Origin of the sequence: Pantoea sp. C2G6, from assembly GCF_051336815.1 — a bacterium.
In the GTDB taxonomy this organism is placed as follows: domain Bacteria; phylum Pseudomonadota; class Gammaproteobacteria; order Enterobacterales; family Enterobacteriaceae; genus Pantoea.
Map to the genome: position 1 here is coordinate 1 of NZ_JBGMNJ010000022.1, position 13,813 is coordinate 13,813.

Consider the following 13,813-nt stretch of genomic DNA (forward strand, 5'->3'; position numbering starts at 1 on the left):
GTCCTGTCGCGAGGTGGCGTATATTACGCTTTCCTCCTTCAGAGTCAACCTCTTTTTCAGAAGTTTTTCTCCGGCGGCTCAGTCTCCTGAACCTCCCAACGCTGCATTCCGTAAACCGGTTTGCCGTGTCAGTGGAGGCGCATTATAGGGATCCCGTTTCAGAGCACAACCCTTTTTTTAGATCTTTTTTCTGAATGGTTATAAATGATCCAGATTGATGAGATCGCCAGCGATCCGCCCCCAAATTGACTTGTCAGACGGCTAAAATCCCATCAGGCTGCATTGAAAACAGAACAAAGGAGAACATGATGACTTCCGCCCTGCGTCCCTATAAACATCTTTTCCCGCAAACCGGCCAGCGCGTTATGGTCGATCCCAGCAGTGTTGTCGTCGGTGATGTCATTATGGAGGATGATGTCAGCATCTGGCCGCTGGTCGCGATTCGGGGAGACGTGAATCGGGTTCATATTGGCGCACGCACTAATATTCAGGATGGCAGCGTGCTGCACGTCACGCACAAATCTGCATCTAACCCACAGGGTTTCCCTCTTATTATTGGAGAGGATGTCACCGTCGGACATAAAGCGATGCTACACGGCTGTACGATTGGCGATCGCGTGCTGGTCGGAATGGGTTCGATCCTGCTGGATGGCGTAATAGTAGAAGAAGAGGTGATGATCGGGGCGGGGAGTCTGGTGCCGCCGGGTAAAAGACTGGAGAGCGGCTATCTCTATCTGGGGAGTCCGGTAAAACAGATCCGGCCGCTGAATGAAAGCGAGAAAGCGGGTTTACGCTATTCCGCGAATAACTATGTCGCCTGGAAAGATGATTACCTGGCCGGAGACAACCAGATCCAGCCCTGATCATCTGTCATCTCCTGACGAATAGCCACTTCAGCTTCCTCTTCCAGATCCCAGCGATGGTGCTGAAACAGCGCCATCGCCTCCCCTTCGCCAAAACGTGAAGTCAGCGATTCGCTGCTGATCGCGCAGTTTAGCCGCAGGCCATTGACCAGCACCGGGAAGCAGATTGCATCCCGTTCCGCATCATAGGACTCATCATCAGGAAACTGTATCGCCTGATTCATGGCTGCATTGCCTGTCTGAGTTGAACAATCACCGGGGTGATTTCTGGCATAACACCGTGCCAGAGATGAAAGGCATGCGCGGCCTGCCCCACCAGCATACCTAATCCATCGGCCAGATGATGAGCACCCTGCGCCTGACACCACTCCAGAAATGGCGTCAGTCCGTTCTGGTAAAACATGTCATAACAGCGCAATTTCGGATGGATAAGTTCCACGGGTAAAGGAGGGGTTTTTCCATCCACACCACTTGATGTCGCATTGATCATCAGATCAAAGCGCTGCCCCACCATCTGCTCAAAGCTCGTTGCCCGGATGTCGCCATTCTGCCGGAAGAGGTTTGCCAGCTCTTCGGCCCGTGCTGCGGTTCGATTGACCACGGTCAGCGTCACGCCTGCTGCAAGCAGCGGCAGGATCACCCCGCGCGCCGCGCCACCCGCTCCCACCAGTAACACCTTATCGCCGCGGTTGATCATCGCCAGCCGCTCCAGATCGCTCAACAGGCCAATACCATCGGTGTTGTCACCCAGGATTTGCCCGTCGCTGAGCTTTTTCACCGTATTGACGGCGCCCGATCGCGCAGCACGCTCGCTAAGCTGATCGGCAAATTCCCATGCCTGCTGTTTGAACGGCAGAGTGACGTTGGCACCGCGGCCGCCCTGTTCGAAAAAAGTCGCCAGCGTCTGGGGGAATCCATCAACCGGCGCGCAGATACGGCCATAGCGATGATCGATCCCCGTCTGCTCCGCGAAAGCGTGATGGATCAGCGGTGATTTACTGTGGTTAATCGGATTACCGAAAACGGCGAATTGATCCATGCGTTAGCCCTGCCGTATAAGTTCGCCGCTGATGACATCGCGGATTTCAGAAGGGTTCAGTCGTCCGCCGGTTTTTCCTGATAACACCGGGAAATGCTCACCAAACTGCTGCTTCACCTCTGCTGCTGTGCGACAGGGAGGCTGACCCGACAAATTGGCGCTGGTTGAAACCAGCGGCTTCCCGAAGGCGCGGCAAAGCGCCTGCACATCGGGATGATCGCTGACGCGAATCGCCAGTGAATCAAACTGCCCGGTTAACCAGCGAGGGGTCTGGGGCGGAACCGGCACCACAAAGGTGACAGGCCCCGGCCAGCAGGAAAACATCCGCTCACGCTGAAGCACTGAAAGTTCGCGATCGGAAATATAGGGTTCAAGCTGCGCGTAATCTGCCGCAATCAGGATGAGACCCTTCTCTACCGGACGCTGCTTCAGCGCCAGCAATGCCATGACGGCCGATTCACTGTCAGGATCGCAACCCAGACCAAATACGGCTTCAGTGGGATAGGCGATGACCGCCTGACGATTCAGATGAGCGATACAGTTTTCAAGCGAATCGGCGAGGTGTTGATTATCCATTATCTCTTAATTCTCTTCAGCAATGGCTTTGCCACAACTTTTACTGGCGCAATAGCGTTTAACCCCTTGCGCCGTCTTTTTTTCAACTAACAGCGGAAACTGACAGTGGGGACAGATTCCGGCGATGGGTGTCTGGTTCACGACAAACTGGCAGGCTGGATAGCGATCACAGGAGTGAAAAGTTTTGCCGTAACGGGAACGCCGCTGAACCAGATGGCCTTCGTGACACTGTGGACAGGCCAATGTGGTTTCATCAGGCTTATCGATAGTTTCGGTGTATCCACATTCCGGGTAGTGGCTACAGCCAATGAACATGCCAAAGCGGCCCTGGCGTAATACTTTGTCTGCGCCGCATTCCGGGCAGGGGTGGCCTTCCAGCACTTTGACGACGTGACCATCCGCCTGACCTTTTAAAGGCCGAATGTAGTCACAAGCCGGGTAGTTCGCGCAGCCCAAAAAAGGCCCATGTTTACCGGAGCGAATAACCAGTTCTGCCCCGCAAGCGGGGCAGGGATCCTGTTTACGCACGGTGAAGAGTGCAGCTTTACTCATAGCGATAAATGCATGAAAGGAAATTTAATGCAGCATACCTTCATTAACGTCGAATAGCAGTTCTTCCATCTGCTGGTAGGCATTTTCACACCCCGGGATGTTAAACAGCACCATCAGCACCACCCATTTGAGATCCTCCAGATCAAACTCAGAGGTATCCAGCGCCATGACTCGTTCGATAACCATTTCACGGGTTTCCAGACTCAGCACCTGGATTTGCTCCAGAAACAGCAGGAAACCCCGGCTTTCAGCATCTAAACGTTTGCTCTCTTCATCGGTGTAGATACGCATAGAGAGCGGATCAGTGGTCAGTAAAACAGGAGCAACCAGACCTTCCTGATAGTCAGCCAATCTTTCTAACCAGTTCAGCGCACTATAGATATCTTCCCGATGGAACCCGGCATCCGTCAGGTCATCTGTCAATCTATCCTGATCAACACCCATTTCTGCTTCGTTATGGATATATGTCTCAAACAAGTACATGAGTACGTCGAACATGGCATGCCCTCCTCAATCGGACATAGCCGCCGGGTACAGCTGCGATCCATCCTGCTAACTCCAGTTCCAGCAACTGAGCTGAGATAACTGGCACAGATTGGCCGGCACGTTCAGCGACAACGTCAACAGGTGTAACCTCATCACCTACGTTAGCCAACACATCAGCAAATGGCAATGGAGCATCGTCACTGACTTCAGAATAAATTTGGTCTGATTGTGTAACAGGCAGCCAGTTAAGTGTGCAGGCCAGATCCTCCATGATGTTGTTGGGATGGGCCACCAGCAGCGCACCTTGCTGAATCAGCCAGTTGACCCCTTCACTCAGGGGATTACCGAGCGCGCCAGGCAATGCATAGACATTGCGGTTTTGCTCCAGCGCATAGCGTGCCGTGACCAGTGAGCCACTTTTCAGCGAGGCCTCCACCACCAGCACCCCCAGAGATAAACCGCTGATGATACGATTACGGCGCGGAAAATTGAGTGGATGGGGTATGGCCGTAAGCGGAAACTCGGAGAGGATCGCCCCGCCCTGTTCAACGATCTCTGCGGCAAGCCGATAATGGCTTTTAGGGTAGAGTTGCTGAAGCCCGCTGCCCAGCACAGCCACGGTTTTCCCTTGCACATTCAGAGCAGCCTGATGCGCGACGCCATCAATGCCACGAGCCAGGCCGCTGGTGATGGTCAGGCCACTGAGGCTCAAATGCTGGGTAAACCCTTCGCACCAGTAGCGACCATAGTGCGAAGCGTTTCGGCTGCCCACTACCGCCAGCTGCGGCGTGCTGATTGCAGCAGGATCGCCATGAATATAGAGCAGCGGCGGAAAGCGCCCCGTCTCCTTTAGTCGCGCTGGATAGGCGGCGTCCAGCGCGGTCAGCAGATGATGAGAGGAGCTGGCTGCCAGCCACCGCTCCACATTTTCAATGCTTTTTTCTGGCAGATCATGATATTGCTGACACTGAGTGTCATCTAACCCAAGCCGGATAAGCTGCTCCGTATGAACCTGTCCAGCGTCCAGCTGCTCTGCCACTCTGACCCAGCGTTTTCCTGTCATTCCGCTGACAGCCGCCAGCCGCACATAGTGCGCTATTTTGTCCATCTCCGGCTCCCTGATCGCCCCTGCTTCCTGCCGCACAATGCTGTCAATCAGGCCTCGAAAAGTCTACAATATGAGGCAGTAACCTTTTCTTAATCGAATACAGATCCGGATATTTATGTCAGTTTTGCAGGTATTACATTTCCCTGACGAGCGTCTTCGCAAAATTGCCGCGCCCGTTAAAGAAGTTAACGCAGATATTCAGCGTATCGTTGATGATATGTTCGAGACGATGTACGCCGAAGAAGGCATCGGTCTTGCGGCTACGCAGGTCGATATTCATCAGCGCATCATCGTGATCGATGTCTCTGAAAGCCGTGAAGAGCGTCTGGTGCTGATTAATCCTGAGCTGCTGGAAAAAAGCGGTGAGACCGGCATCGAAGAGGGTTGCCTTTCTATCCCGGAACAACGTGCGTTTGTGCCACGTGCCGAGCGGGTGAAGGTTCGTGCGCTTGATCGTGATGGCAAAAGTTTCGAGCTGGAAGCCAGCGAGTTACTGGCCATCTGCATCCAGCATGAGATCGATCATCTGGAAGGCAAACTGTTTATCGATTATCTGTCGCCGATGAAGCGCCAGCGAATCAAAACCAAGTTAGAGAAACTGGCGCGTCACAACGCCCAGGCTTCCTGAGATCTTAAAAAGGGATAAACGTGTCTGCCCCGCTAAAAATCATTTTCGCTGGCACACCTGACTTTGCAGCGCGTCATCTCGACGCGCTGCTTGCTTCTGAACATCAGGTCGTCGGCGTATTTACCCAGCCCGATCGCCCCGCTGGTCGCGGTAACAAGTTAACGCCAGGCCCGGTCAAAACGCTGGCGCTGGCTCATGACATCCCGGTTTTTCAGCCTAAGTCATTACGGCCTGAAGAAAATCAGCAGCTGGTTGCTGACTTACAGGCCGATGTCATGGTGGTGGTAGCCTATGGGCTCATTCTGCCAAAAGCTGTGCTGGATATGCCGCGCCTGGGATGCATCAATGTGCATGGTTCGCTGCTGCCACGCTGGCGGGGTGCCGCCCCTATTCAGCGCGCACTCTGGGCGGGCGACAGCGAAACCGGCGTCACCATTATGCAGATGGACGTGGGCTTAGATACCGGCGATATGCTGCATAAGCTGGCCTGTCCCATTACGGCCACGGATACCAGCGCAACGCTGTATGACAAGCTGGCGCAGTTAGGGCCTCAGGGGCTGCTTGATACCCTGGCGTTGCTGGCTACCCGGCAGGCTTCACCCGAGAAACAGGATGAAACCCTGGCTAACTATGCTGAGAAACTCAGCAAAGAAGAGGCGCGTCTCGACTGGACACTGTCCGCGGCGCAGCTTGAACGCTGTATTCGCGCCTTTAATCCATGGCCGATGAGCTTTTTTACCATTGACGATCAGCCGGTGAAAGTCTGGCAGGCGACCGTACTGCCCCATCGCGATCTGCCGCCTGGTCAAATTATCAGTGCTGATAAACAGGGCATCCAGGTCGCGACCGCGCAGGGTGTGCTTAATCTGTTGCAACTACAGCCTGCCGGTAAAAAACCGATGTCGGCTCAGGATCTTCTCAACTCGCGCCGGGAATGGTTTGAAGCAGGAACCCTTCTCGACTGACTCTCAGGCCCGGTCACGCACCGGGCTTTTTGTTTGATGACAAAACTCTATGAATAAATCAACCAACCTGCGTAGCCTTTCCGCTCAGCTCATTGAGCGCGTTGTCGACAAAGGTGAATCGCTCAACACGGCCCTGCCAGCCGCCCAGAAAAAACTCTCGGATAAAGACAGTGCGCTGGTGCAGGAGATCTGCTTTGGCGTATTGCGCACGCTGCCGCAACTGGAAGCGTTAATTGGCAAACTGATGGAGCGGCCACTCACGGGCAAACAGCGGGTTCTGCACTATCTGATCATGGTGGGTCTGTACCAGCTGGAATATACCCGCGTACCGGCTCACGCGGTCCTCGCGGAAACCGTTGCTGGCGCCGAAGTCCTGAAGCGCACCAGCCTGAAGGGCCTGCTGAATGGTGTTTTGCGCCAGTATCAGCGTCAGCGGGAAGAACTGCTCGCCAGCATTCAGGATGGACCACAGCGCTATCTGCATCCGGGATGGCTGTTAAAGCGATTGCAGCACGCCTGGCCGCAGCAGTGGCAACAAATTATTGAAGCGAACAATCTGCGTCCGCCGATGTGGTTGAGGGTGAACCGTCAGCATCACGACCGTGACAGCTGGCTGGCAATGCTGACCGAAAGCGGTAAAAGCGCCCAGCCCGCTGTCGACGCTCCCGATGCGCTGCGGCTTGACGCGCCCGCACCGGTCAGCCAGTTACCTGGCTTCGCGCAGGGTTGGGTCACGGTACAGGACTTATCCGCTCAGCGCTGTGCTTTGCTGCTCGAACCAAAGAACGGTGAACAGATCCTGGATTTATGCGCCGCGCCCGGTGGTAAAACCACTCACATTCTTGAAATTGCGCCTGAAGCCGCTGTACTGGCAGTCGATGTGGATGCCCAGCGTCTTAAGCGGGTCGATGAGAACCTGCAACGACTGGGTATGAAAGCGGAAGTGAAACAGGGTGATGGGCGGACGCCACAGCAATGGTGCGGCGATCGTCAGTTTGACCGCATTCTGCTGGATGCGCCCTGCTCTGCCACGGGTGTGATCCGACGTCATCCCGACATCAAGTGGCTGCGCCGTGATCGTGATATTGCCGAACTGGCAAAGCTGCAAAGCGAGATTCTCGATGCTATCTGGCCACACCTGAAACCCGGCGGCACGCTGATCTATGCCACCTGTTCAATCCTGCCTGAAGAGAACTATCAGCAGATAGACGCTTTCCTGCAACGTCAGCGTGACGCACAGGCAGAGCCACTTGGCGATGCGCCAGCTAACGGTATGCAGCTCTTCCCGCAGGCGGAAGGTGGCGATGGCTTCTTCTACGCTAAGCTGATAAAAAAGCCTGGTACAAACTGAGATGAGTATTGATAAGCGATGAAAATAATCATTCTGGGTGCAGGACAGGTCGGCGGTACACTGGCCGAAAATCTGGTGGGTGAAAATAACGATATTACCGTGGTGGATACCGACTCATCGCGTTTACGCCATTTGCAGGATAAATTTGATCTGCGTGTCGTTCAGGGACATGGTTCCCATCCACGGATTTTGCGTGAGGCGGGTGCGGAAGATGCCGACATGCTGGTTGCCGTCACCAATTCGGACGAAACCAACATGATCGCCTGCCAGATTGCTTATTCGCTTTTCAACACGCCCAACCGTATTGCCCGCATTCGCGCCGCCGACTATCTGCGAGACGCGGATAAGCTCTTTATTCCTGAAGCGGTGCCCATCGATCATCTGATCTCGCCAGAACAGTTAGTGATCGACAATATCTATCGTTTGATCCAGTACCCTGGCGCGTTGCAGGTTGTGAACTTCGCTGAAGGGAAAGTCAGTCTCGCCGTCGTCAAAGCCTATTATGGCGGGCCACTGGTTGGTAATCCGCTTTCCATTATGCGTGAGCATATGCCTCACATCGATACGCGCGTCGCGGCTATTTTCCGCCAGGATCGCCCTATTCGTCCTCAGGGCTCAACGATTGTGGAAGCGGGCGACGAAATATTTTTCATCGCCGCCAGCCAGAATATTCGTGCCGTAATGAGTGAAATGCAGCGGCTGGAAAAGCCGTACAAGCGGATCATGTTAGTGGGGGGCGGCAATATCGGCTTTGGTCTGGCGCAGCGGCTGGAGAAACATTACAGCGTTAAGCTGATTGAACGTAATCCGCAACGCGCCGCAGAACTGGCTGAGCATTTGCAGGATACCGTGGTCTTTTATGGGGATGCGTCAGACCAGGAATTACTTGCTGAGGAACATGTCGAGCAGGTCGATCTGTTTATTGCGGTCACCAATGATGACGAAGCTAACATCATGTCAGCCATGCTGGCGAAAAAGATGGGGGCGAAGAAGGTGATGGTACTGATTCAGCGTCGCGCTTATGTCGATCTGGTTCAGGGCAGCGTGATCGACATCGCCATTTCACCGCAGCAGGCGACCATTTCGGCCCTGCTTGGTCATGTTCGCAAAGCTGACATTGTGGGTGTTTCATCATTACGCCGCGGTATCGCCGAGGCAATTGAGGCGATCGCCCACGGTGATGAATCCACCTCTCGTGTGGTAGGGCGTTCAATTGATGATATTAAGCTGCCGCCTGGCACCATTATTGGTGCGGTGGTGCGCGGCGATGATGTGATGATAGCCAATGACAACCTGCGGATTGAACAGGGTGACCATGTGATTATGTTCCTGACCGATAAGAAATTTGTGTCAGATGTTGAGCGGCTGTTCCAGCCAAGTCCTTTTTTCCTGTAACGGCAACGTTATCAGGCAAAGCATTCAGCCGCACGCACCGGCGAGCCGCTTAATTCACTGAGATTATGGCAAAAACAGTAAGGTTTGTTAGACTTTAGGTCATTGGCCAGGGCAAGGAGATAAGTATGAGTTTAATCAAAGAGTTTCGTGATTTCGCAATGCGCGGTAACGTGATGGATCTGGCAGTGGGTGTCATCATCGGTGCTGCGTTTGGCAAAATCGTTTCGTCATTAGTGGCAAACATCATTATGCCGCCACTGGGCTTATTGATCGGCGGCGTCGATTTTAAGTCATTTAGCTGGGTATTAAAGCCCGCATCAGGTGATGCCCCTGCGGTGGTGATGCAGTACGGCATATTTCTTCAAAGCATCTTTGACTTCGTCATCATTGCTTTCGCTATCTTCATGGCGATTAAGCTGATGAATCGTCTCTACAAGAAAAAAGAAGTTGAGAAACCAGCGCCGAAACCTTCAAACGAAGAAGTTCTGCTGACAGAAATCCGTGATCTGCTAAAGCAGAATAACCGGGTGTAGGTTAGCAGACCGCCTGCGGGCGGTTTTTCGCGCTAAAAGCAGAAGGCCAGTGATAAGACGCTTTCTTATCACTGGCCTCCCAGCTATTCCCCTTACCATGTTTTTCTTTGCGTTTAAAACTCCCTTTCCCTTTCTTCTTCTGTTCGATTCGTTGCCGGAATAACGGGTCGTGTAACAGAGCCTCTAGCGCGTTATCGCGAATCTGGCCTCGGGTATGCTGATATTTACTCATGGTCTCTCCTGTAAAGATGGTCTGATACTCTATCCCTTTAGCGGGAAAAAACAATGTCTCTATTCACTGCGGGTTTCACCTCTTTCCAGCGCCTCAAGGATTGAGCACGAAATGCTACTATGACTGTCGCCGCAACAGGCTTCGGAGAGATGCTGTAAAGAGCGCTGTATCGTCTCCAGTTCAGCAATCATCTGAGCAACTTCACCCAGCCGTTTTTCCACAATCGCTTTGGACTCCTGACAGGTGTGATGTGCAGGATCGACGCGGATTGAGAGAAGTTCCCGGATAGCTTCCAGGCTGAAGCCAAGTTTACGACCATAGCGGATAAATTTCAGGCGTTGCAGATCGCCCTCGCCGTAAAGGCGAAAACCGCCTTCCGTGCGGCCGTCATGATCCATCATCTGCTGCTTTTCATAGAAGCGGATGGTATCGGGTGTCACGTCTGCGAGTTTAGCTAACTGACCAATCCGAAACATTTACTCCTCCTCCTCGCGGAAATGATGCTGAATAGCAGTTGCGTATCTTCCATAAAGAAAATCGGTGCTCATCCCTGCCTGACGTAACCGAAGCTCCAGCACTTTCAGTCGATTACTTTGATCCTGATAGCGAGGATCTGTCGGATCGAGCTGCTGAAGAAGATCGTTGATCTCAATCGCTTCACGTCTTGTCTCAAGCTCAGGCGGCAGAAAGCCTGAGTTTTTCAGTAACCGATAGCCCGCTCTTAATTCCGGTGGGACATGACTGTCATCATCCAGTTGCAGTGGCTTACCTTCGCCGGGAAGGTTATCAAGATCGCCATTTTCCTGCGCGGCTCTGATGTGCTGTTCAGCCAGCTGGTCAAGTAGCCACATAGTTGGCTCCTTCAGTGATGAAAAGACTCAACGCTAAGATAGCCAATTTCAGGCAATAAAAAACCCGCCGAAGCGGGTTTTTTACATTGCTACAGATTACTCTGCGGCTGCTTCTGCTTGAGCTTCTGGACGATCAACCAGCTCGATGTAAGCCATCGGAGCGTTGTCACCAGCACGGAAGCCACACTTCAGAATACGAGTGTAACCACCGGCACGGCTCGCGAAACGCGGGCCCAGCTCATTAAACAGTTTTGCCACGATCTCGTTATCACGAGTACGGGCGAATGCCAGACGACGATTAGCTACGCTGTCGGTCTTGGCAAGAGTAATCAGCGGCTCAACTACGCGACGCAGTTCTTTGGCTTTCGGCAGAGTCGTTTTGATGATCTCATGACGAACCAGAGAACCGGCCATGTTGCGGAACATAGCCTGACGATGGCTGCTGTTGCGGTTCAGTTGACGACCACTCTTACGATGGCGCATGACCTTATCCTTCTCAGTGAAACCTTAACCTGCGATCCGGTTATTCATCAGCAATGCTTGCCGGCGGCCAGTTCTCAAGGCGCATACCCAGAGAAAGACCACGTGAGGCGAGCACATCTTTAATCTCAGTAAGAGATTTTTTACCCAGGTTAGGCGTTTTAAGCAGCTCAACCTCGGTACGCTGTACCAGATCACCGATGTAGTGGATAGCTTCTGCCTTAAGGCAGTTAGCAGAGCGGACAGTCAATTCCAGATCGTCAACAGGGCGCAGCAGGATCGGATCGAATTCTGGTTTCTCTTCTTTAACTTCCGGCTGACGTACATCACGTAAGTCAACGAAAGCTTCAAGTTGTTCAGCCAGAATGGTCGCCGCACGACGAATCGCCTCTTCAGGATCGATTGTGCCGTTGGTTTCCATTTCGATGACCAGCTTGTCCAGGTCGGTACGCTGCTCGACACGCGCTGCTTCAACATTGTAGGCGATACGGTCTACAGGGCTGTAGCAAGCGTCAACTAACAGACGGCCGATTGGGCGCTCATCTTCTTCCGAATGAATTCGGGCAGAAGCCGGCACATAGCCACGACCACGCTGAACTTTGATACGCATGCTGATAGCCGCGTTCTCATCGGTCAGATGGCAGATGACATGCTGAGGCTTGACGATTTCGACATCACCATCATGGGTGATGTCGGCTGCAGTCACAGGGCCAATGCCAGATTTATTCAGGGTCAGAATGACTTCATCTTTACCCTGAACTCTTACCGCCAGCCCTTTCAGGTTGAGCAGGATTTCCAGGATATCTTCCTGTACGCCCTCTTTGGTGCTGTACTCATGAAGTACACCATCAATTTCAACCTCGGTCACCGCGCAACCCGGCATGGAAGAAAGCAGAATACGGCGCAGTGCGTTACCAAGAGTATGGCCAAAGCCACGCTCTAAAGGCTCAAGGGTCACCTTGGCGTGCGTCGAACTGACTTGCTCGATATCTACCAGGCGCGGTTTTAGAAACTCTGTCACAGAACCCTGCATTGTGTCCTCTCTTTGGTACTAAGCTTTACTTAGAGTAAAGCTCGACGATCAGGTGTTCGTTAATGTCCGCAGACAGATCAGTACGTTCAGGAATACGCTTGAACACACCTTCCATCTTAGTCGCATCAACTTCCAGCCAGGTTGGCTTTTCACGCTGCTCAGCCAGCTCCAGAGCGGCCTTCACGCGAGATTGCTTTTTGGCTTTCTCACGGATGCTAACAACATCATTCGGAGATACCTGATAAGAAGCGATGTTAACAACGCGGCCATTTACCAGAACAGACTTATGGCTCACCAGCTGACGTGCTTCCGCACGAGTGGCACCAAAGCCCATACGATAAACTACGTTGTCCAGACGACCTTCCAGCAGAGCCAACAGGTTTTCACCGGTGTTGCCTTTCAGACGAGCTGCTTCTTTATAGTAGTTACGGAACTGACGCTCCAGCACGCCGTAGATACGACGAACTTTTTGCTTCTCACGTAACTGACCGCCGTAATCAGACAGACGCGGTTTACGCGCACCATGCTGACCAGGCGCTTGTTCAATCTTACACTTGGAATCAATCGCGCGAACGCCAGACTTAAGGAATAAGTCAGTGCCCTCACGACGGCTCAGCTTGAGCTTAGGACCCAAATATCTTGCCATTTTCTTTCTCCAACTATCCTAAAAAAACGGGCGTTATACGCGACGTTTTTTCGGCGGACGACAACCGTTATGAGGGATCGGAGTCACATCAGTAATATTAGTGATGCGGAAACCAGCGGCGTTCAAAGCACGAATCGTAGATTCGCGACCTGGACCCGGACCCTTTACCATAACTTCCAGGTTCTTAATTCCGTAATCTTTTACCGCTTCTGCACAGCGCTCTGCAGCGACCTGAGCAGCAAACGGAGTGGATTTACGTGAACCGCGGAAACCGGAACCACCGGCGGTTGCCCAACCCAGTGCGTTACCCTGACGATCAGTAATAGTAACGATGGTGTTGTTAAAAGAAGCATGGACATGAGCCACGCCATCTGAGACTTGTTTTCTTACACGCTTACGTGCACGAACTGGTGCCTTTGCCATTATTTACTCACCCCGATTATTTCTTGATCGGTTTACGCGGACCCTTACGGGTACGTGCGTTGGTCTTGGTACGCTGACCGCGAACCGGAAGACCACGACGATGGCGCAAACCACGGTAGCAACCAAGGTCCATAAGACGCTTGATGCTCAGGGTGATTTCACGGCGCAGATCACCTTCTACAACGAATTTAGCAACTGCATCACGCAGCTGATCAATTTGTTCTTCAGACAGCTCACTGATCTTAACATTTTCAGCAATACCCGTTGAAGCGCAGATGGCTTTAGAACGGGTTTTACCGATACCGAAGATCGAAGTTAATGCGATAACGGTATGTTTTTGATCAGGAATGTTAATGCCTGCTATACGGGCCACTATGCACTCCTATAATTAAATAAGCACGTCCCATGCTGAAAAGCCCGTTTTCAGGATACTCAAATGGAAACGCACTGACATACAAAAGATTGGCTGGCTAATCTAGCCAGCTCAACCCGACTTTGCAAGAAAAATATGTGACAAAATCAGCCTTGGCGCTGTTTATGCTTTGGCTCGGCGCTGCAAATCACACGGACGACACCGTCGCGGCGAATGATTTTGCAGTTACGACATAATTTCTTGACGGAAGCACGAACTTTCATTTTTACTCTCCGTAAC

At 52.7% G+C, this 13,813-nt stretch carries 21 protein-coding genes; 6 read left to right on the forward strand and 15 right to left on the reverse strand.

From position 1 onward, the window contains the following. The first annotated feature begins 308 nt into the window (after positions 1-308). Complete coding sequence (locus ACCW71_RS19585) at positions 309-863, forward strand: gamma carbonic anhydrase family protein (protein ID WP_436374297.1); 555 nt, start codon at positions 309-311, stop codon at positions 861-863. Here the strand turns inward: ACCW71_RS19585 and ACCW71_RS19590 are convergent. The 6 genes from ACCW71_RS19590 to dprA are packed head-to-tail and all read right to left on the reverse strand — an operon-like array spanning position 830 to position 4,624. Further along, entirely contained in the window at positions 830-1,087 is a 258-nt protein-coding gene (locus ACCW71_RS19590; protein WP_436374259.1) for a DUF1488 domain-containing protein, read from the reverse strand. The genes ACCW71_RS19585 and ACCW71_RS19590 overlap by 34 nt on opposite strands. Continuing rightward, positions 1,084-1,902, reverse strand: a complete 819-nt coding sequence (aroE, locus tag ACCW71_RS19595; protein WP_436374260.1) for a shikimate dehydrogenase — start codon at positions 1,900-1,902, stop codon at positions 1,084-1,086. Before aroE ends, ACCW71_RS19590 begins: the two co-directional genes overlap by 4 nt. 3 nt (positions 1,903-1,905) lie before the next feature. Then, on the reverse strand, positions 1,906-2,478 hold the full coding sequence (gene tsaC / locus ACCW71_RS19600; RefSeq protein WP_436374262.1) for an L-threonylcarbamoyladenylate synthase type 1 TsaC: 573 nt from the start codon (positions 2,476-2,478) through the stop codon (positions 1,906-1,908). Positions 2,479-2,484: 6 nt separating this feature from the next. Further along, the gene (locus tag ACCW71_RS19605) at positions 2,485-3,030 is read right to left on the reverse strand and encodes a DNA topoisomerase family protein (protein WP_436374264.1); all 546 of its coding nucleotides are present in this window, start codon (positions 3,028-3,030) and stop codon (positions 2,485-2,487) included. Positions 3,031-3,054: 24 nt separating this feature from the next. Further along, positions 3,055-3,528 carry a DUF494 family protein Smg gene (gene smg / locus ACCW71_RS19610; RefSeq protein WP_436374266.1) on the reverse strand — a complete coding sequence of 158 codons (474 nt, stop codon included), beginning with the start codon at positions 3,526-3,528 and terminating at the stop codon, positions 3,055-3,057. Further along, a complete protein-coding gene (gene dprA / locus ACCW71_RS19615) occupies positions 3,500-4,624 on the reverse strand; it encodes a DNA-protecting protein DprA (RefSeq protein WP_436374268.1) in 1,125 nt (374 codons plus the stop codon). The genes smg and dprA overlap by 29 nt, the downstream gene beginning before the upstream one ends. A 115-nt stretch (positions 4,625-4,739) precedes the next feature. Here dprA and def point away from each other — a divergent pair, with 115 nt between their 5' ends. From def to mscL, 5 genes are all read left to right on the forward strand, one after another. Beyond that, a complete protein-coding gene (gene def / locus ACCW71_RS19620; protein WP_436374270.1) occupies positions 4,740-5,252 on the forward strand; it encodes a peptide deformylase in 513 nt (170 codons plus the stop codon). Positions 5,253-5,272: 20 nt separating this feature from the next. Next, positions 5,273-6,217, forward strand: coding sequence for a methionyl-tRNA formyltransferase (gene fmt, locus ACCW71_RS19625; protein ID WP_436374272.1), 945 nt, complete (start codon positions 5,273-5,275; stop codon positions 6,215-6,217). Between the two features lie 49 nt (positions 6,218-6,266). After that, positions 6,267-7,568: a 16S rRNA (cytosine(967)-C(5))-methyltransferase RsmB gene (rsmB, locus tag ACCW71_RS19630; protein ID WP_436374274.1), complete on the forward strand. Its 1,302-nt coding sequence runs from the start codon at positions 6,267-6,269 to the stop codon at positions 7,566-7,568. 18 nt (positions 7,569-7,586) lie between these two features. Then, positions 7,587-8,963, forward strand: a complete 1,377-nt coding sequence (gene trkA, locus ACCW71_RS19635; RefSeq protein ID WP_436374276.1) for a Trk system potassium transporter TrkA — start codon at positions 7,587-7,589, stop codon at positions 8,961-8,963. Between the two features lie 125 nt (positions 8,964-9,088). Then, positions 9,089-9,496: a large-conductance mechanosensitive channel protein MscL gene (mscL, locus tag ACCW71_RS19640; RefSeq protein ID WP_436374277.1), complete on the forward strand. Its 408-nt coding sequence runs from the start codon at positions 9,089-9,091 to the stop codon at positions 9,494-9,496. A gap of 1 nt (position 9,497) precedes the next feature. Here mscL and ACCW71_RS19645 read toward each other — a convergent pair whose 3' ends face one another. The 9 genes from ACCW71_RS19645 to rpmJ form a co-directional block, all read right to left on the reverse strand. Beyond that, the gene (locus tag ACCW71_RS19645) at positions 9,498-9,728 is read right to left on the reverse strand and encodes an alternative ribosome-rescue factor A (protein ID WP_436374278.1); all 231 of its coding nucleotides are present in this window, start codon (positions 9,726-9,728) and stop codon (positions 9,498-9,500) included. A gap of 59 nt (positions 9,729-9,787) precedes the next feature. Next, complete coding sequence (gene zntR / locus ACCW71_RS19650; RefSeq protein WP_436374280.1) at positions 9,788-10,204, reverse strand: Zn(2+)-responsive transcriptional regulator; 417 nt, start codon at positions 10,202-10,204, stop codon at positions 9,788-9,790. Continuing rightward, the gene (locus tag ACCW71_RS19655; protein ID WP_436374281.1) at positions 10,205-10,579 is read right to left on the reverse strand and encodes a DUF1992 domain-containing protein; all 375 of its coding nucleotides are present in this window, start codon (positions 10,577-10,579) and stop codon (positions 10,205-10,207) included. It abuts the gene before it with no gap. A 96-nt stretch (positions 10,580-10,675) separates the two neighbouring features. Next, positions 10,676-11,062, reverse strand: a complete 387-nt coding sequence (gene rplQ / locus ACCW71_RS19660) for a 50S ribosomal protein L17 (RefSeq protein ID WP_003850180.1) — start codon at positions 11,060-11,062, stop codon at positions 10,676-10,678. A gap of 40 nt (positions 11,063-11,102) precedes the next feature. Continuing rightward, positions 11,103-12,092, reverse strand: coding sequence for a DNA-directed RNA polymerase subunit alpha (locus tag ACCW71_RS19665; RefSeq protein ID WP_003850179.1), 990 nt, complete (start codon positions 12,090-12,092; stop codon positions 11,103-11,105). Positions 12,093-12,117: 25 nt separating this feature from the next. Then, the gene (gene rpsD, locus ACCW71_RS19670) at positions 12,118-12,738 is read right to left on the reverse strand and encodes a 30S ribosomal protein S4 (protein WP_008927131.1); all 621 of its coding nucleotides are present in this window, start codon (positions 12,736-12,738) and stop codon (positions 12,118-12,120) included. Between the two features lie 33 nt (positions 12,739-12,771). After that, positions 12,772-13,161: a 30S ribosomal protein S11 gene (gene rpsK / locus ACCW71_RS19675; RefSeq protein WP_004160563.1), complete on the reverse strand. Its 390-nt coding sequence runs from the start codon at positions 13,159-13,161 to the stop codon at positions 12,772-12,774. A gap of 16 nt (positions 13,162-13,177) precedes the next feature. Further along, on the reverse strand, positions 13,178-13,534 hold the full coding sequence (gene rpsM, locus ACCW71_RS19680) for a 30S ribosomal protein S13 (RefSeq protein WP_003850176.1): 357 nt from the start codon (positions 13,532-13,534) through the stop codon (positions 13,178-13,180). Between the two features lie 146 nt (positions 13,535-13,680). Next, positions 13,681-13,797 (reverse strand): 50S ribosomal protein L36, encoded by a 117-nt coding sequence (gene rpmJ / locus ACCW71_RS19685; protein ID WP_004160566.1) that lies wholly within the window; start codon positions 13,795-13,797, stop codon positions 13,681-13,683. Between the last annotated feature and the right edge of the window lie 16 nt (positions 13,798-13,813).